Annotated in this window: 5 protein-coding genes; 2 read left to right on the forward strand and 3 right to left on the reverse strand. The window is 64.6% G+C overall.

What is annotated here, in order from left to right; all coding sequences use genetic code 11:
- Positions 1–12: 12 nt before the first annotated feature.
- Positions 13–1,836 carry an AMP-dependent synthetase/ligase gene (locus tag AC1AYN_RS09415; RefSeq protein WP_476511896.1) on the forward strand — a complete coding sequence of 608 codons (1,824 nt, stop codon included), beginning with the start codon at positions 13–15 and terminating at the stop codon, positions 1,834–1,836.
- Between the two features lie 446 nt (positions 1,837–2,282).
- Here the strand turns inward: AC1AYN_RS09415 and AC1AYN_RS09420 are convergent, their stop codons facing one another.
- Both AC1AYN_RS09420 and AC1AYN_RS09425 read right to left on the reverse strand, forming a co-directional pair.
- The gene (locus AC1AYN_RS09420; protein WP_476533030.1) at positions 2,283–8,357 is read right to left on the reverse strand and encodes a family 43 glycosylhydrolase; all 6,075 of its coding nucleotides are present in this window, start codon (positions 8,355–8,357) and stop codon (positions 2,283–2,285) included.
- Between the two features lie 350 nt (positions 8,358–8,707).
- On the reverse strand, positions 8,708–13,453 hold the full coding sequence (locus AC1AYN_RS09425; protein WP_476533031.1) for a hypothetical protein: 4,746 nt from the start codon (positions 13,451–13,453) through the stop codon (positions 8,708–8,710).
- Between the two features lie 817 nt (positions 13,454–14,270).
- On the opposite strand from AC1AYN_RS09425, the gene AC1AYN_RS09430 reads away from it, so the two are divergent.
- Complete coding sequence (locus tag AC1AYN_RS09430; protein ID WP_476533032.1) at positions 14,271–15,323, forward strand: LacI family DNA-binding transcriptional regulator; 1,053 nt, start codon at positions 14,271–14,273, stop codon at positions 15,321–15,323.
- Between the two features lie 9 nt (positions 15,324–15,332).
- Here AC1AYN_RS09430 and AC1AYN_RS09435 read toward each other — a convergent pair whose 3' ends face one another.
- A complete protein-coding gene (locus AC1AYN_RS09435; protein WP_476533033.1) occupies positions 15,333–20,051 on the reverse strand; it encodes a beta-L-arabinofuranosidase domain-containing protein in 4,719 nt (1,572 codons plus the stop codon).
- Between the last annotated feature and the right edge of the window lie 117 nt (positions 20,052–20,168).

Consider the following 20,168-nt stretch of genomic DNA (forward strand, 5'->3'; position numbering starts at 1 on the left):
GGAACGCGCACCATGCTTGACCACTACACCACCCCCGGATCGTCCGTCGAACTGCGCGACGACCAGACCATCTACTCGCTGCTCTCCGACCGTCTCGACCGCACCGGCGCGGACACGGTCATCGCCGAGAAAAAGCTCGGACCGGGCCACTGGGCCAACGTGACCACCGGCGAATTCCACCGCATGGTCCTGTCCGCCGCGCGCGGCCTCATCGCGCTCGGCATCGGCAAGGGCGACGCGGTGACGATCTTCTCCTCCACACGCCTCGAATGGGGCGTGCTCGACTTCGCGCTCGCCGCGATCGGCGCGGTCAGCGTGCCGATCTACGACACCGACTCCGCCTCGCAGGCCGAACGCATCATGAACGACGCGGACGTGAAGCTCGCCGTCGCCGACGACCGCACGCGCTTCGACCGGCTCGACTCGGTGAAGGACCACTGCCCGGCATTGAAGCAGATCCTCATGATCGAAGGCAACGCGCTGGGCGCGCTGGAAGGCCTCGGCGTGACCGTGTCGGACGAGGAGCTGGACGAGCGCATCGCCTCCGTGCGCATCGACGACCTCGCGACCATCGTGTACACGTCCGGATCCACCGGCACGCCGAAGGGCGTGGAGCTCACGCACCGCAACTTCGTGTCCGTCACCATCGCCGCCTCGGAGGCGCTGCACGAGATGATCACCGACGACCATCCGCGCCTGCTGCTGTTCCTGCCGCTCGCCCACTGCTTCGCGCGCTTCATCCAGTACGCGTCGATCGCCTCCGACGACGGCGTGGTCGGCTACCTGCCGGACACGAAGTCCCTGCTGCCGGACCTGCGCTCGTTCGAACCCACGTACCTGCTGGGCGTGCCGCGCGTGTTCGAGAAGGTGTACAACGCGGCCTCGCACAAGGCGGGCGCCGGCTGGAAGGGACGCCTGTTCCTTCGCGCGGCCGAGGCGGCGCGCGTGTGGAGCCGTGAGGAGCAGGCCGGCGAGAAGCACACGCTGAAGGAGATCGCCGAGCATGCGAAGTACGAGACGCTCGTCTACCGCACCGTGCGCGGCGCCCTGGGGCCGAAGATCAAGTACGTGGCGTGCGGCGGCGCCCCCCTGTCGCTCGACCTGGCGCACTTCTACAACGGCATCGGCCTGCCGATGATCCAGGGCTACGGCATGACCGAGACGGCCGCCCCGTTCGCGGCGACGCGCGTGCACGACAACGTGATCGGCACGGTCGGCCAGCCCGCGCCCGGCTCCTCGGTGCGTATCGCCGAGGACGGGGAGCTGCAGGTGAAGGGCCCGAACGTGTTCCGCGGCTACCACAATCTGCCGGAGAAGACCGCCGAGGCGTTCACCGCGGACGGCTGGCTGCGCACCGGCGACCTCGCGACGATCGACGACGAGGGCCGCATCACGATCACCGGCCGCATCAAGGACATCATCATCACGGCCGGCGGCAAGAACGTCTCCCCCATCCCGCTGGAGGAGGAGATCGCCAAGTGCCCGATCGTCGAGCACGCGGTCGTGGTCGGCGACCAACGGCCGTTCATCGGCGCGCTCGTCACGCTCGACCCGGAGGCGCTGGCCGTGTGGCTGCCCGCGCACGGGCTGTCGCTGGACACGCCGGTCGACCGCCTCGCCACGAACGCGGCGGTGCGCGACGAGATCCAGGAGTACGTGGACAAGGCGAACGCGACGGTCTCCCGAGCCGAATCGGTGCGCAAGTTCGTCGTGCTCGACGAACGCCTCACGCAGGAGAACAAGTGCCTGACGCCGTCGCTCAAGGTCGTGCGCCCGGCCGTGAACCGCGTGTTCGCCGACGTGATCGACCACGAGATCTACAACGGCAAGCGGTGAGCGTGGCGGAGAAGACCGGATTGGGCCGGGTGCTTGTGGGGCCGGCCGGGCCGGGTTGGGCTAGGTGCCGAGTTGGGCCAGCGGTTTTCCCGGCTCCCCTTGTCAGGGGAGCTGTCGGCGGAGCCGACTGAGGGGTAGTCCCGCCCGGCCCCGGCCACGGCCATCCGCGTCGGCATGGTGCCATACGCGTCAGTTCCGTGCCATACGCGTTGGTTCCGGCCGGCCGATGGCACGGAAACGCCACTGAGAGAGCCCTTGGCATCGGTTCCGTGCCAATCACTGGCCGGAACCGACGCCAAGGGCTCGTTTCGCGTCGCCGCCGGCCATTCCATGGCACAACGACGACGCCAGGACCCGCATCGGCGTCGCTTCCATGCCAAGGATGGCACGAAACCGACGCCGATGGGTCGGATCAGCCGCGGATATGACGCTTGCGGCGGATTGGATCAGCCGCGGGTGCGGCGCTTGCGGCGGATGACGGCCGCCACGCCGGCGGCGAGCGCCAGCAGCATCACCGTGGCGATCGGTGCGATGGCCGAACCAGTGCGGGACAGGCCTCGCTTGCCGGTCGATGCGGTGGCGCCGGCCGTACCGGAGATTCCGGATTCCGTACCGGAGCCGGAGCCACCGGCGCTGCCATTACCACCGTTGCCGGCATCACCGTTACCGCCATCAGAACCGCCATCAGAACCGCCATCAGAACCGCCATTACCGCCATTGCCGCCGTTGTCGGTCTTCGGCACGAGGCCGGTCTTAGCGGCGACCAGTGCGGCCGCGGCGGCGTCCACTTCGGCCTGCGTGGCGTCGGCGTCGGCGGCCACCTGCTTCGCCTTGGCCAGCGCCTGGCGGAACGTCTTGACCGAGTCGTCCGTGTACTTGGCCAGGTCGTCCTGCGTGAGGCCTTCGGCGGCGGCGATCGCCTCGTTCAGCACGGTCTTGTCCGCCTTGGCGCTCTCGGCGGGCTTGAGGCCGTCGCGGGCTACGGTCAGCGCGGCGAGCGCGTCATTGACCTGCTGCTGGGTGGCGGATTCGTCTGCGAGCACGTTGCGGGCGGCGGTCAGCGCGGTTTCGAGCGCGGACCAGGATTCGGCCGTGTACTTGGACTGGTCGAGCTGTTCGCCGTCAATCTCGGCGATCTTGGCTTCGAGCTTCGACTTGTCAGTCTTCACGGCTTCCTTGGCCTTGCCGGCGACGCCCAGCCAAGAGACGAGCGCCGCGTCGCCGCTGCCGCCGTATGCTGCGGTGACGGTGACCATGCCGGAGCCGACGGTGATCTCGTCGCTGGTGGTGATCGCGTACGGCTCGTAGCTTTCGCCGGACTTGTTGCCGATGACGACCGGCTGTCCGTCGTTGAGCTTGGCGGTCCTGGTTTCGCCGTCGGCGTCCGTGTAGGTCACGGTGAACGTGGCGGAGCGCGGGCCCTGCCACAGTTCCTTGGAGCCGATGTAGAACCGGTAGGTGCCGGCGTCGAGGGGCAGCGTGTAGACGATGTCCTTCTTGCCGCCGTCCTTCTCGCCGCCGAGCGCGGTGTCGGACTTGTCGGCGCCGTTGCCGTAGGCCGTCACGTCGGCGAGGTTCGCACCCCATGTGCCGTCGGCGGCCTGTTGGTCGGAGACGTCCGCGTTCTTCAGCGACGGCACGCCGGCCTTGACGGCCCGCCATGCGGGCGAGTCCTTGCCCGCGGTGCCGGAATCGATGAAGTAGACGAGGTTTTCGGGAGCGATCTCCACATGGTAGGAGATCGCTCCCGCGGTATAGCCGTCCACGGTTCCGGTCACGTCGAAGGCGTCGTAGTCCTTGCCCTTGGCGAAGCCGTCGGGCACGGCCCAGGCCACGTCGCGGGTGACGGTGTCGCCGCCGCGGGTCGTGAACTCGAGCGTCTTCGGCAGCTTGGCCTTGAGCTCGTCGGCGGTGGTGCCGCTGGCCACGGCGGTGCCGAGGTCCGTGGTCTTGAGCGCGACGAGGTCGTCGGGCGAGGCGTCGGACTTGGACACGCCGATCCATGCCATGACGGCGCCGTCCTCATGCACGGAGACGTCGACCTTGGAGGTCTTGTCGAGGGTCAGCTCGAACGCGGCTTCGGCGTGCGGCGCGTTCTTGTCGACGTGCACGTCCTTGGTCTGGGTCGTACCGTCCACGGTGACGTCCACCTTCATGTTGCGGGTGGCGGTCCACCATTCCTGGTGGCCGGTGGTCAGCGTGTACGTTCCGGCGGGCAGGGTGAGCGAGTAGGTCATGGCCTTGGAGCCCTGCGAGTACCAGCCGGTCGTGTCGATCCCGTCGCCGTTGTAGATGCCCATGGTGGCGTCCGAGTTGTTCGGGTTGCCGACCTTGCCGGTGTAGCCCCAGCCGCTGGCGGCGTCGAACTTCTGGTCGGACTGCGCGTTGAGCACCTGGTCGCCGAAGCGGTTCTTGACGGCCTGGAAGTACGCGGACGTGCCGGTGGCTTCCTCGGCGGGTTTGGTGCCGGAGTCGATCATGAACACGAGGTTCTTCGGCGCGACGGCGACGGTGGCGTGCACCGTGTAGCCGCCGGCCATCGTGCCGGTGACGCTGGTCTGCGTGTACGGGGTGGTCAGGTCGGCGCCGTCGGTGTTCCACGTCACGGCGGCGTCGTCCTTTTTCCTGCCGTCGGCGGTGATCACCTTGAGCGTCTTCGGCAGGCCGTTCGCGCCTTCGTCGGGGGTGACGGCGAACGCGGTGGCCTGGCCGTCCTGCAGCCCGGTCACGTCGTTCGGGTCGATGATCCGGTATGTCCACGAGGCCACGCCGCTGGCCGCCTTGCCGTCGGCGACCGCGATGGCCTTGACGGTGGTGACGCCCTTGGTGACCGTAATCGGCTTGGCCTTGTCGAACACGGGGCTGTCGGTGGTCGGCGCGGAGCCGTCGGTGGTGTAGTGGATCGTCGCGCCCTCGTCACTGGAGGAGAGCGTCACCTGCTGATCGCTGGTGTAGGTGCCGGCCTTGAGGCTGGAGGTCGGCAGGGCGGCGAGTTCGCCGGTGCCGGTGTTCTCGTAGACCTGCGCTTCGACGAGGCCGTTGAGCCAGTCGGCGACCGAATTGCCGTTGTGCACGTTGATGGCGCTGTCCACTTCGATCTGCACGTAGCGGTACTTGCCGGACACACGATCGGATTTGAATCCGACGGTCTGGTTGTCACGCTGGTCGGCGAGCGTCGTCCAGTCGGCGGCCTTCGCCTCGTCGAGTGACGAGATCGGCGCATTCGAGCCCTTGATCAGGTAGCCGAACTTCGCTTCGGAGCCGCCGACCATCGGGAAGCTCAGGTCGACGCGGGCGAGGTCCTTCACCGCGCCCAGGTCGACCGTCCAGGTGAACGGCACGTGGTCCTGCGCGTAGTAGGTCTTGTTCTCGTCCCACCAGGTGTCGATCTGGTAGTCGCCGTCGTTCGCCTTTCCGGGGGCGTAGGCGGCATCGGTCTTGCCGTCCTTGCGCGGGTCGGCGTAGACCGGGCGGCCTTGCGAGACGAGCTTGGTCTTCGCGTATTCGATGTCGCCGGTCTTGGTGTTGAGCTTCCAGCCGGGCGTGTAGTCCATCGTCAGCGTCTTGCCGTCCTTGCCGCCGAACGTGAGCGGCAACCAGATGTACGTGGACGAGCCGAGACGGTCGGGCTGCCAGCGGTCGCCGAGGTAGATGTAGCTGTTCCTGCCGTTCGCCGTCACCGTCATGATGCTGGTGGGCTGGCTGTAGAACGTGGAGTTGTTGCCGATCATGGTCGGTCCGCTCCAGCCGTTCGCCTTGGTCAGATCGGTGTTCGTGTAGTAGCGGGCCTGGTTCGGGTACCAGCCGGACTGCGTCGACATGATGAGGTAGTAGACGCCGTCGTGCTTCATCAGCGCGGGCGCTTCGAGGCGCTTGCCCTGGAAGGCGCGGTAGGTCATCGTCTCCTTGGTCTTGGAGGCGTCGGTGAAGGCCACGTCGGTCAGGTCGGCGTTCAGCTTGTGGATGCGCATCTGCTGGTAGTCCTCGGCGGTGACGATGTACGCCTCGTCGCCTTCCTGGTAGAGGGTCATGTCGCGCGAGCCGTAGCCGTATTGGCCTTGGCCGTATTCGGGATCGGGGGTTTCGCTCCAGTCGCTCTCGTCGATGGTGTCGTTGAAGCCCTTGTCCGTGATGGCGTCGGCCTTCATCGCCGCCCAGACGGCCGGATCGGTGATGGCTTTGCCGCCGTCGTCCGTGTCCTTGGCGTAATCGGCGTCGGTGATCTGGATGGTCTCGTTGCCGTTGGACACGGAGCGCCAGTTGCGGTACTTGGCGGCCGTGCCCGCGCCCGGACGCCAATGGCCCTGGAAGGTGTACGGTCCCTCGATCCTGTCAGCGGTGGCGACGGCGATCTGGCTGGAGGCGTAACCGGTGGCGTCCTCCCAGTGGGCCCAGACCACGTACTTGCCTGCCTTGTTCTTCAGGATCTTGGGGCGTTCCATCTTCACGTCGATCAGACCGTATTCGGCGCCGGCCGCCTTGGCGGAGTCCTTGGTGAGGATGGAATCGACCTTGGTCCAGTTGAGCATGTCGGTGGACTTGTACAGATTCACGCTCTTGAAGTTGGCGGAGTTGTGGGACTTGTCCTCGCCGACCCAGTAGTAGACCGGATTGTCCTTGGCGTCCTTCTCCTGCAGGAAGCCGCCGCCGTGGGCCTGGATGGGCTGGCCGGAGGTGTCGTACCATTCCTCGCCCACGGGTACGCCGCTATAGGTCTTGCCGTCGTACTGGGCGTTGGTCTGGATGCCGTAGACGCGGACCTCCTTGAAGCCGCGCTGCCACCAGGTCTCGGCGGAGGCGTCGTCCTTCACGCGCTTGGTCGCGTTGACCGCGATCTGCAGGTAGCGGTACTGGCCGTTGGCGTCGATGAGGTTCTCGTTGAATCCGGGAATCGTGTTGGCGGACTTGTCGGCGAGCGTCGTGTAGTTGACGCCGTCGGCGCTGCCTTTGATGACGTACTGCGCGTAGGTGTCGGAACCGCGTACCTCATGGAAGTCGATATCCACCTGGCTGATGGTGCTCAGCTTGCCGAGGTCGACGGTCCATGTGTACGCGCCGTTCCCGGAGGGGATGTACTGGCGGGCGTTCTCGTCGTCGAGTCCGTCGATGGCGTAGGAGGCCTCGCCGGTCCAGCCGGCGTCGGTGTTGGTGCCGGCCTCGGTGGTCTGATCGGTGAGGATGGTCGCTCCGGCGGTGAGGTCACGGCCGGACTGCACGGGCACGATCACTGCGTTCTTCGCGTCGGAATCCTTGCTGTACTTGACCTGCGCGTAGTAGTCGTACGCGGCGAACCCGTTGTTGAACGCGACGGGCAGCATGCGCTGCGAGGAGAACGCGCCGTTCAACGCCGGGTCGGGTTTCGCCCAACCGCCGGACCAGCGGTTAGCGGCGATCATGTAGTCGTCGCCGACGCGGACCGCTCCGCCGGATTGCGCGCCGTAGGTCTGGCTGTTGCCGATGAGCTGTGGCTTGGCGTCGGCGAGTCCGGCGATGGTCTTGGCGGCGAGCACCTGGCCCTGGGTCGGATACCAGCCGTTGGTGCCGGAGGTGAACAGGTAGTACCAGCCGTCCACGCGCACGAGGCTCGGCGCTTCGCGGTTGAGCCCCTTGTTGACGGTCACTCCGGACTTGTCGGACACGGCGGTCCAGTCCTTGTCGAGCGTGTAGATGATCTGGTCGGAGTTGTTGTTGGTGGAGGAAATCAGGTAGGCGCTACCGTCGGAGTCCTCGTAGAAGCTCAGGTCGCGCGATTCGTTGCCCTGCGGGCGGTACGGCTCGACGCTCCTGAAATCGTCTTTCCCGGGCGTGCCGGAGGCGGAGAACACCTTGGCCTCGGTGTAGTCCTTGTCGTTTTCCCAGTGCGCCCAGATGACGACCTTGTCGGTCTTGGCGTTGTAGTGCGCACCGAAGCTTTCGATCTTCGCACCTTTCAGCCAGCTCACCTTGGTGTGGTCGAGAATGGTGCGCGGCTTCGACCAAGTCGCGTCGTCGGCGGACGTGTATTCGACGACGTCCACGCCGCCGTCGGCCTTCTTCGCCTCGTACCGGTAGTAGGTGTCGCCCACCTTGATGCCGCTCTTGCCCTGGTAGACGCCGGCCTTCGTGTTCTCCCACGTGGCCAGGCCGCCCGGCGCCTTATAGGTCGCGACGGTGTTGCTCTCGCCGGCCGCGCCGGAGGAGGCGGTCACTTTGTAGACGTAGTCGGTTCCGGTCTTCAGGTCGTAGTCGTCCCATGACGAGCCGGTGGCGCCTTTCTTCACGGTGGTGAAGCCGCCGGTCGCGCCGTCCTTGCGTTCGGCGCGTGCGATGTCGTAGGTGGCACCGGCCTCGCCGGCCCAGTTGACCTTAATGTTGTCGACGTCGGTCTCGCCGGCAAACTGGAACGCCTGTGCGGCGATTCCCAGCGTGGCGCCGTCGGCGCTCGCCTGCGGCGTCGCGGCCGCGGCGGCCGGTACGCCGCAGGCGAGCGTCGCCGCGGCGGCCAGCAGCGCGACCGTCCTTCTTCCTGCGTTGGTGGGCATTGCTGCAATCCTTCCTTCTGTTGTGCGGAGGCGATCGGTGGGTGCCGACTCCTTCGTCCGCGTCGCCGCATCCCGCCCTCACCGCGACGCACGTGGTCCGGCGTGTGATGCGATGATGCATCCGCAATAATGTTTACGTTACCACAGCGTTCATACGTATTAACAATACGACGGCGTTTCGCGGCCTTCCGGACGATATGACACCTCCGCACGTATGTGTGGGATACAGGACGCGGGAATACGGGATGCGAAGACGGCGAAGCCCGGTTCCCGTCGCCTTGTGTGGAAGGAGGATGGCGATGGGACCGGGCTTCGCGGTGAAGGAGGAGAAAAACTAGGGGATCAGAAGATCAGTCGTTCCTCCTTTCCTTGACGAAGGCGGCGCCTGCCGCGGCGATGGTCATCAGGACCATGACCGCGACCAGGCCGGCCGTGTCGGCGCCGGTCTTGGACAGACGGCCGGACGCGGAACCGGTCTTGCCGTCGGCGGAACCGTTGGAACCGTTGGAACCGTTGCCGGTCAGGCTGCCGTCGCCGGACTGGTCGCCGGACTGGTCGCCGTTGTCGCCGGACTGCGCGGGCACCAGCTTGGACGCGGCGTCGGCAAGCTGGGCGAGCGCGTCGTCGACGGCCTGCTGGGTGGCAGCGTGGTTGCGCACCTGCTTAGCGTTGTCGAGCGCCTTCTGGAACACGGCCCAGGAGTCGGCGGTGTAGTCGGAGGCCTTGCGCTTCTCGGATTCCTTGATCGCCAGGTCGAGCTTGGACGTGTCCGGCTTGGCCGTCTCAGGCTTGGTCTCCTGCTTCTTGAGGCCGGAAATCGCCTTGTTGATCGCCTTGGCGGCAGCGTCGATGGGCTTCTGCTCGGTGGCGGTCTTCTTCACGTTCTCGCCGTCGGCGATCGCGTCGGAGAGGGCCTTGAGGGTGTCTTCCGTGTACAGGCTCTTCGCATCTACGCCGTTCACGATGGCGTTGCCGTCATCGATGGCCTGTTGCAGGGCGGAGTAGTCGAGCGGGGCCGGGGTCGGCTCCACAGGCTTCTTCTCCAGCTTGCCGTAGGCGGCGAGCACGTCGGAGGTGGCCTTGTCCACGTCGGCCTGCGTGGTCGTGGTGTTCTCGGCCTGGGCGGCTTCGAGCACCTTCTTCGCTGCCGCCGCGGCGTCGGCCAGCGACTTGACGGAGGCGTCCGTGTAGTCGTCGGCGTTCACCTTGTCGGCCAGGTCGATCGCGGCCTTCAGACCGTCGAGGGACAGGGCGGGCGCCGGGGTCGGCTCGGGCTCGATCACGGCGAGCGCCTTGATCGCGTCGGCGATCTTCGCGGTCGCGGCGTCGACCTCGTCCTGCGTGGCGTCGGTCTTCGTCAGCACCACGTTGCCGTCATCCACGGCCGTCTTGAGCGCGGCCAGCGAATCGGCCGTGTACACGTCCGTCTTCGCCGCCAGCTCGGAGCCGATGGCGATGGCCTGCTTCAGGCCGTCGGCCGTCACGGTCGGCGTCGGGGTGGCGTTGATGTCCGTCAATCCCTTGATGGCGTCATCGAGCGTGGTATTGGCCTTGTCGATGTCGCTCTGGGTGAGCTTGGTCGCCTGGCCTTCGGCGTACAGCTGGTCATCGAGGGACTTCGCGGCGTTGAGCGCGTCACCCAGCTTCTTGAGGGAATCGGCCGTGTAGCGGTCGGTGAAGCCGACGAGTGCGGTGGCCTGGCTGATGTTCTTCTCCAGAGCCGTCGCATCGAGGCCTTCCTTGACGAGCTTCGTGGCCCGGATGGTCATCTCATAGAGGCCGCGGGACCACGAGGCGCTCTTGCCGTGCGACATGTCCTGGTTGCCGGAGTTCGCCCACTTCACATAGCGGTACTTCGTGTTCTCGAAGTTGTGGCCCTGGAAGCCGGGGACGTTGTTCTCCTTGTTGTTCTCGATGATCTGCCAGTTCGTCGGATTGCCGTTCTTATCCACGTCGTTGGTGGCGTAGATGCCGTAGCGGTGGGCGTTGTCCGAGCCACCGACGGACTTGAACGACAGGCCGATGGTCTTCACGTCGCGCTTCTGGCCGAGGTCCACGGTGATGTAGAAGTCGACGCCGGAACCCAGATACGCCTCCTCGTTGCCGTCGTAGTTGTCGAGATCCCAGTCCTTGTTGTTGAAGGCGGTGGCGACCGAGTAGTTGCGGATGATGCCCGCGTCCTTCATGCTCTCGTACTGGATCTTGGACTTGTCGATGACCTTGTCCGGATCGGTGGTCGGGTTTCCGTCGGCATCAAGCAGCTGCTTGCCGTCGGCTCCGAGCAGGAAGTCGTTGGCATCGGCGACGACGCCGTTTTTCTTGGAAACCGCGGAATCCTTGTCGGCGGGATTACCGTCCCAGCAGGTCTGCCATCCGTTGGAGTCCGGGATATCGCACTTGGACGCTTGGAAGCTCTGCTCCTGCTGGTAGTCGATGACTCGCGGCGTGTGGTTGTCCGGGTTCACCTTGAATTCATCGGTCTTCAGCTGGTCGTAGGACTTCGGCGCCTTGATGTCGATCTTCTCGGTAGACGGGTCAGCGGAAGCGGTGCCCTTGCCATCCGCACCAAGCGTGATGTAGGTCTTGCCGGTGTACTTCACCGTGACCAGTCCCGGATCCTCGGTGTAGATCGGAAGGTACGAAATCTGGTCGTTGCCCTTGTCGTCCTTGCCTTTGACGCGCAGCTCGCGGCCGGATTTGCCTCCAGGACCGTACGCATCGTCGTCGATGGTCATAGGCAGCCAGATGGTGTAGGAATCCTCGAGGTTGCCCACCACCCAGTGGCTTCCACTGAACAGGTAGTTCGGCTCGTCCTTGGTGCCGAGGTTGTACACGCCGCCCACCTGGCTGTTGTACGTGGTGCCGTCGGAGAAGGGCTGGAGTCTGGTCCAGGCCCCGCTGCCGTCGCGGTAGCCGTACTTGTCGCGCGGGTACTTCGACTCGTCGAAGCCCGCCGCCACGGTCGCGCCGGTGGTGCGCTGGTATTGGGCCTGGTTCTTGTACCAGCCGGACTGGCCGGAGGTGAACATGTACAGGTACTTGCCGTGAGGGCCTCGAATCAGCTGCGGCGCCTCGCGGTGCTCGCCGACGTTCATGTCGTATTCCTTCGTGGGCACGACGGCGGTCATGTTGTCGTTCATCGCCCAGACGCGCATGTACTGGTCGTCGGACGCGGTGAAGAAGTAGGCCTTGCCGTCGCCGCCGGATTCCACGGTGTCGTTGATGAACGAGTAGTCGCGGCTGCCATAGCCGAAGTTCTGGCCGTAACGGGTCGGGGCCGGGGTGGAGCCGTCCATCGTGTAGTAGACCTCGGTGCCGTAGGAAGGCTCGAAGACCTTGACCTCCTGATAGCCGACCTGATGGTCGTACGTGCCGGACACGTGCGTGGACACGGGCTGGAAGATCGGCACGTCATACCATTCGTCGGTTCCCTGGTCGGCGTAGCGGAAAGTCTGGGAGACAACGTCGGAATACTTAACGTTGCCCTCGTCCTCGCTACCGGTCTGGGTCGCCGCCTTGATGGTGAAGTTCCCCTGGACGAGGGTGCCGCCGCCATTGCCCTGGGTGACCACGATCGGATACGGGTTCCAACGGGTGTGGTAGGAGATGCGGTTCGGATTGTTCTCGTCGGTCGGATCCGAACCGTCGTTCGTCAGCCAGATGGTGGAGTCGTACGTGGCGGCGGATCCTGCGGTCGCGTAGATGCCGTCGGCTTTCTGCGGATCGCTGTTGCCTCGCAGCACCAGCACGCCGTCCTTGTTGTTCTCATCGAGCTTCGGAGAGATGACCGGTGCCGCGGGCTTGGCGTCCTCGCTGCCATCGGACTTGGCGTTCTTGGTGAAATCGGCCGTGACCCTCATCGTGGAGGAGGCGTCGTACTCGCCCATACGGGGGACGATCGAATCCTTCGTATTCGGATCGTAGGCCGGAGTGGAGCCACCTTCCGGATACGCCACGCCGTCCACGCCGTCCTTGGTCTTGCCCACGTAGGCGGAGCCGTCTACGCCCGCCGCATACTTGCCTTCGTCCTTGGGATCGTCGGTCTTGACGGCCGGGTAGCGGGCGACATAGCTACTGGTGGATAGGTTGCCGCTGTAGTTGCTCTTGCTGGAGGTGTAGACACTGGAATCGAAGTCGGTCATACGGAAGGCGCGAGCGCTCAGATGCAGGGTGTCCTTGAGGTCGTTGAACTGGTACGTCCACCGGTTGCCGGCCTCGGAGGAACCGAAGCTCGCGTTGCCGGAGAGGTTCCAGCCGGCCTTGGTGCTCCACTTCGGATCAGCCACGGAACCGTCGCCGTTGACCGTCGGATTGCCCCCATCACTGGTGTTGTACAGTTTGATGCTCTCGGGGTATGGGTTCCGCGCCGGCTTCTCTAGGTTGTTGCCGTCGGTGCCGACGGTGTGCCGGTCGGTGATGAGTTTGCCCTGCCTGTCGCCGTAGGCTTCAGGGATGTCCGTGTTGAGCTCGCTGTCTGCAAGCACGCTCGGGTCGAGGCTCTTGGCGGCATGCCCGCCGTTCTTGTCGACAGTGCTGGCTCCTGGACGCTGATGGTTCTGATAGATGCGATACGGCCCCTCGACGCTGTCGGCGATCAGGCCCAGCGTCTGTGAGGCGGAGTAGTCGGAGTTCATCTCCCAGTGGATCCAAACGATGAACTTGCCGTTCGGTGTCTGGGAGAACGCCACACGTTCCGACTTCGCATTGGCCAGCGGGTAGACTTCGTCGCCGGTGTTCGGGTCGGTGAAGTGCGTCTCCGGCCCGATGATGACGATCTCGTTGCCGTCTTTGTCGAGCACCGGCTGCTTGTTGAGCCAGTCCTTGCCGCCGTACAGCACGAGGTTGCTCGAGCCACCGGCGGATGCCGCGATGGCGCTCGAACCGATGGTGTAGTACATATCACCGACCTTGACGCCTGGAGACGCCATGGCGACACCGTCCTGGGTCTTGCCCGTCGAGTTATCGACCACATAGGTCTTCGTGCCCACAGGCTCGTCGGCCAGCGCCGTCGTCGCCACCGCCGCGGCGGGGATCAACGACAGCAGCATGGACGCCGAGGCCATCAAGGCCAGGCCTCTGATTGCTTTCTTGCTCATATCCTGTTTCCGTTCCCGTGCACCTTCACACCGACAACGGATTCGCAATCTGCGAACAATCACCCTAAAAACAGGGAATATCCTGATATTCCTTGTTTTCGACTGCATTTCTGCTACCATTATCAATGGAAGGACACACGATTCGTGTGTTGTTCTTTCTATTTCGAACGATTGACGCGTCATTTGCCGATGGGACGTCCATCGTTCGTCGTATTCAATCGGATTCCGTTACTTGCAGGTAGTCGGAATCCGTCTTATATCAGATGTTGTAGTCGGTGAAACCACCTCTTCCCAGTCATACCTCGCCTTCAAGGCCCTCCCCACTTCGGGGGTCTCACATGCTTTGCATGTGTTATCTGCATCGTAACCGATGTTTGCGAAAACATCAATTCCGCGTGTTGATACGTATTAATTCCGATTGCCCAACAACTGCGCCAGCCTTGTCGAGTATATAAGCCGTATCGGGATATGACGGAACCGTCCTCTTTCGCTTCTCTTCCGACAGCATCGGAACCCAACCGGCAGGAGAACCGGATACCAGTGTGGCGGTGCGACGGCGACGATTTTGAAGACAGGTTCCGCAGAAAACCCCCTATTGGATTGCCCTACGCTGGTTATATATATATCAGCATTCCTTCATCGGCTTAGCACAGCGAATCAAGCTTACCTACAATCCAAACACCTGGCGCATGGCTACAGTTAATGAATACGTAGCAAATATTATTACTAGAATAGATTGAAAACGTTTGAATGCATTATTCAATGCATGCCTGCACACATTTCCATGTGAAGCAATCACTATGCGAAGGAAGCACTCATGTCGAGAAAAGCCATACGTGGCAACAGGCCGCCCACCAGCAGGGACGTCGCCGCATTGGCAGGCGTATCGCAGAGCACGGTCTCGTTCGTGATCAACGGCAAGAGCGTGGTGGCGGAATCCACGCGCAAGCGTGTCGAGGAGGCGATGCGCAAGCTGAACTACCAGCCGAATGCCGGAGCGCGTATGCTGCGCACCTCGAAGACGAACATCATCGCCCTGTTCGTGGAGATGAACAAGGCCTCTGACGCCAACGAATCGACTCCATATATCGATACCATCGTGAAATGCGCGCGACGCCACGACTACGACGTGATCATCAACACCATGCGCGACGGGGTGTCCGCACTGAAGCGCATGGCCGGCGAATCCATTTGTGACGGGTTCATCCTCATGGACGTGCGCAGCGAAGACGCACGCGTCCCGATAGCGTCCGAATTCAACCAGCCGGTGGTGCTCTTCGGACGCACGAATAATCCACGCGGACTGGACTCGGTCGTCGCCGACTCGGCTCGGGCGGCGCAACTCGCGGTCGACGAACTCGCGACGACCGGGCATCGCCATGTGGCGATGGTCGGCAACATCATCGGCACCGACACGCACGAATACACCTTCGTCGACGACTTCTACATCGCCGCCCGAGACCGGGCGGAGGAGCGTGATATGACATTCTCGCTGGTCCAGAGGCTTGACGACGACTGGTCCGGCATCGAGAAGACGGCCGGCCAGCTGCTGGCGCACGCCGACGACCGGCTCGGCATCATCGTGCGACAGCCACGCCCCACGGAATGGCTGTTGCGCACGCTGCGGCGTCATCATCTGACTCCGGGAGAGGACGTGTCAGTGGTGTCGTACTGTTCCGACTACGCCGCCGAATCGTTCGAATGGCCGGTCACGAACGTCTCGACCACGCCGATCGAACTCTCCGAACGCGCCACGGAGATGCTGTTCGAGCGCCTGAACGGCGAGGCCGGCGAGGCGCGCGTCGAACGCATCGCCCCCACCGGCATCGTCAGAAGGGCCACCACCGTCGATTGGACGGCACGCGGCTGAGACCGTCCGTCACTCGCGACGGCGGCGCCGGACGGTCAGGACGGCGAGGCCGGCCATGGCGAGCGCGAGCGTCGCCATGGCGAGGCCGGCGACGGCCGTGCCGGTGCGCGACAGGCCGGCGACCGTGCCGGAACCGTCGGTCTTGCCGGAACCCTTGCCACCGGTGAGCGTGCCGGCGTCCTGCTTGCCCGCACCCGGCTCGCCCGCGGACGGGGCGGGCTTGAGCGCCTTCCTCGCCTCCTCGAGTTTGGCGAGCGCGTCGTTCACGTCGATCTGCGAGACGGTCTTGTCGTCGTGGACGCTGATCGCGTTCTCGAGGGCGGCGCGGAACTTCTTCCACGTGACGGCCGTGTAGTCGGACTCCTTGAGCGCGGATGCGCTCTGGATGGCGGCGGTCAGTGCCTCCTTGTTGACCGTGTTGCCTTCGGCCGGGTTGACGGTGACCGTGAACGTGGCGGTCTTCGTCGTGTCCGACTTGAGCACGATGGTGACGGTCTTCTCGCCGGCGGTCGCGGTGTCGAATCCGGACGGATCGGTCAGCTCGTAGTCGTCGCCGTAGGCCAGCGCCTTGGTGGTGCCGTCGGAGAGCGTGGCGGTCACTTCGAGACCGTTGAGGTCCGGGCCGGCGTCGCCCACGGTGTAGGTCGTCTTGTCCGGGGCCTTGGTGACCTCGATCTTCTCGACGGTCGCCTCGGGCCGGACGCTCTTCGCCGTGACCGCGGCCATCGCGTTCTTGAGGTCGGCGGTGGCCTTGGTGACCTCGGCCTGCGTGGCGCCGGTCTTCTTGAGCAGCGTCTCGGCGGCGTCGATCGCGTTTTGGAGCGCGTCCCACGCCTCGTCGGCCTCGTAGTCGGCGGCGTCATAGCCCTTGGCTTCGGCGAGCGCCGATTCGAGGGCGGCCGTGTCGACCTTGGCCGTGCCGGCGGCCTTCGTCCAGGTCACCATGCCGGTGGAGTTGCTGTTCTGCACGTAGGTGGTGCCGTCGGAGCGGTTGTTGGTCGCGTAGAACGGGATCGCCTGGATGTCGATGTCCTGCGTCGTGTCGCCGTCCACGTACTTGGCCTTGCCGGTGATGATCATCATGCGGCTGGCGTCCATACCGTCGATGAGCGTGCCCTCGGCGGCCTTGAGCGTGTTCTTCTCGTCGCGCCGGATCTGGATCTTGCGCGGGTCGAAGTTGGCGATGCCGCTGTTGAGCTGCTTGTTGCCGGCCTTCTCCATGGAGAAGACGAGCGGTCCGCGTTCGACGGCGACCTTGCCCTGCTGGTCGGAGACCTTCTCGTTGCCTTCGGTGAGCTTGATCTCCATCGGGAAGTCGAGGGAGACCACGTCGCCCTTGACCCACGTGCGGTCGATGGACACGTAGCCCTTGACGGCGTCGGTCTTGACCTTCTTGCCGTTGACCTTGATGACCGGCGTCTCGTCGCTCTGGCCCTTGAGCCAGCTGGGGATGCGCACCTTGAGGGTGAACTCCTTGGACTGCTCGGGGTTGACGGTCATCTCGACGTTGCCGTCGTTCGGATAGGCGGTCTTCTGGGTGACGCCGACCTTCACGCCGGACACGCTGATGGTGGCCTCGCTGCCGATGTACATGTTGACGAACACGTTGTCGCCGTGCGTCGTGTACATGTATTCGGAGAGGCGTGCGAGCGTGCGCATCAGGTTCGGCGGGCAGCAGGCGCAGGCGAACCAGCTGGAGCGGCCGAGCGTGCCGCCGTTCTTGGTGGGCAGTTCGAGCCTGTTCGCGTAGTAGAAGCGGTCGCCTTCGAGATTCACGCCGTCGAGGATCGCGTTGTACATGGCGCGTTCGATGACGTCCGCGTACTTGGCGTCCTCGTGCACGAGGTTCATGCGCAGGTTCCAGTTCGCCAGGGCGATGGAGGCGCAGATCTCCGCGTAGGAGTCGTTGCTGGGCAGCTCGTAGTCGGTGCCGAAGTCCTCGCCGTGACTGGCCACGCCGATCGATCCGGTGACGTACATCTTGCGGTTGACGACCGAATCCCACACCTCGTCGAGCGCATGCAGGTACGAGGTCTCGGTCTCGCCGCCGACGAGCCTGGCCACGTCGGTCGCGCCCGCGTACAGGTAGTTGGCGCGCACGGCGTGTCCGACCGCGTTGGTCTCCTCGGTGAACGGCAGCGCGTCCTGCGAGTATTCGCGCTGGCCGGACGAGTAGCCGTCATACTGGCTGTCACGCAGCTTCGGATCCTCGCCGCGGCGGTCGATGAGCGTCTTGGCGGTCTGGACGTACTTGTCGCCGGCGCCCTCGCCCTCATGCTGTTCGACGAGTTCGGAGAACTTGGCGAGCGCGAGCTCGATCTCCTCGTGTCCGGGGACCTCGTGGCGGGTGCCGTTCGGCCCGAACAGGTTCACGATCTCGTCCGCGTAGCGCTTGGCGGCCACGTACAGGCTGTAGTCGGGGTCGCCGATGCCCTCGCGGTAGCGGGTGTACGCGACGGCCGACTCGATGAAGTGGCCGGCGTTGTACATCTCGTGGTTGTTGAAGTTGCGCCAGCGGTGGGTGCCGGGGGCGCGGCCTCCGGAGTAGCTGGAGGAGCGCAGCGTGAAGTGCGTGTTGATGTAGCCGTCCGCGTACTGCACCTTCTGGATGAGGTCCACCCATTCGGCGAGCTTCTTCTCGAGGCGCGCCTTGTGCTCGAGCACGGTCGGGTCGCTCTCGTCCTTCATCGCGGCGAGCGTGTAGCTGATCGCCTCGAGGGACTTGTAGATGTCGGAGTCCTGGAACACGAAGCCCTGGAACGCCGCATACTCCTCGCCGTTGAGCTTCTTCACGGCGTTCTCGAAGTTCGGTTCGCCGCCGGACGCCTCCTCGATGTGCCCGATGGACACCTCGAGGGACTTCATCATGTTGACCTTCTGCTTGGGGCTCCAGAAGTCGTCGGTGAGGGTCACGTTCTCGAAGGTGACGGACTTGTTCGCCGTGGAGGCGGCGACCTTGCTGTTCACGGCGATCTCCGCCTTGGCGGGGAATGCGACGCCGTTGACGGACACGGTGCCGGTCACGGTGAACGTCTTGCCGACCTGGTCGGCCGCGTACTTGGCCGGATCGACCTTGTCCCAGGTGACGGGCATGAGCTTCGAGTCGAAGGTCTCGCCGAAGTCGTAGGAGACGGTCTTCTGCCCGGTGTTGTGCGTGGAGGGCGTCGGATCGTCGAACTGGATGCCGTTGACGACGACGCTGTTCGGCAGGATCGGCGCGATGCCGGCCACGGTGGACGTCTTGTACGTGTCGACGCCGGTGACCTCCTCGACGGCGACGGAGGCGGTCGCCGTGCGAGTCTCGCCGCTGGTCTTGTCGGTCATGGCGACTTTGACGGTCCCCTCGCCCTTCTTCGCGCCGGCGACGGTCACGGTGGCCCCGGTCCTGTCGCCGATGATGGAGAGGGCGTCGCCTTCCGTGCTCCACTGGTAGGTGAAGTCGCCCGCGTATCCGGTGGGCAGCGGGGAGGCGGTGTAGGTGGCGTTCTCGCCGTTGACGATCTTCGCCTTGCCGGTCACCTTCGCGGTGACGAACTCGTCGGTGACGGTCTCGCCGTACACCTGCCATTCGCCGATGCCGACGCCGGTCTGGCCGCTGCCGTCACGGTCGACGAGCATGCGGATCCTCGTGGTCTTGATCGGGTGCTTCGCGTCGATGGCGACGCCGTTCCACGTGCGGTTGTCGCCGTTGTACTTGCCGTCGGCGTGGTCGACTCCGACCGTGTCGACGGTCTTGCCGTCCTTGTCGAGCATGCCGGTGACGTCCGCCCACTTGCCGGTGGCGTGGTTCCAGTACTGGAGCCTGGCGCTCTTCGGATACTTGACGCCGCCGCCGTCGGCCCACCACATGACCTGCATGCTGCGGATGTTCCTCGGTTCGCTCCACGTGAGTTCGATGGGCTGCGGGTATTCGAGGTCGCCCTCGCTCTTCCACGTGTTCCACGAGGTGTCGCTCTTGCCGGCGAGGTTCATGTCGTTGACGTTGGCCGTATTGGTGCCGGAGTTCGTGTAGTCGGCGGAGACGACGCCCTCGGGCGCGATGTTCTTGCCTTGGGCGATACCGGGCTGGAAGTCCTCGCCCTGCGCGCCGTACACCTCCCATTCGCTGATGCCCACGCCGTTCTTGCCGCTGCCGTTGCGTTCGATCTTCATGCGGACCTGCGTAGTGGTCACGTCGGCGGCGAACAGCACCTCGTTCCAGTACTTGTTGGCGCCGTTGAGGCCGTTGCCGTCGGAGGTGTCGTACTTGACGCCCATTTGGTCGGTGGCCTTGCCGTCCTCGTCGGTCATGCCGGTGAGCTGCTTCCATTCGCCGGTGGCGTCGTCGAGGTATTCGATGGTCGCGGATTTCGGGAAGGTGACGTTGTCGGTGGCCGTGATGTCGTTGTTGTCGGCCCACCAGATGACGCGCGATCCGGACAGCTGCTGCGGAGTGTCCCATTTGAGCCACACCTTGGTCGGGTATTCGACGCCGCCCTGCGACCACGTGTTCCACGAGGTCGAGGCCGAGCCGGCCAGGTAGCCGTTGTTCACGTTGGATACGGGCGTGTTCTCCTTGTCCGCGCCTGCCTTGGCGTAGAGGGCGAGATTGACGAGCCTCTTGCCGGCCCAGTCGACCGCCGCCTGCGCGGGCAGCGCGGTGACGAACATGGCGAGGGCCGCCAATACGCCGATCGCCGCGCGAAACGCACGGCTCTTCAGCGTATGGTTTCGGATGTGATCGAGCACATTCTCTCCTTACATGGTGACTGCACGGTACGGGCCCGAACGCCGTTGTGGGTCTGCTGTCCGCCGTGCCGTCGGCTTCTTCCTCGTGAACGCTTACAGGGCTTGTCTCCATTGACT

Source organism: Bifidobacterium sp. LH_413 (genome assembly GCF_056357015.1).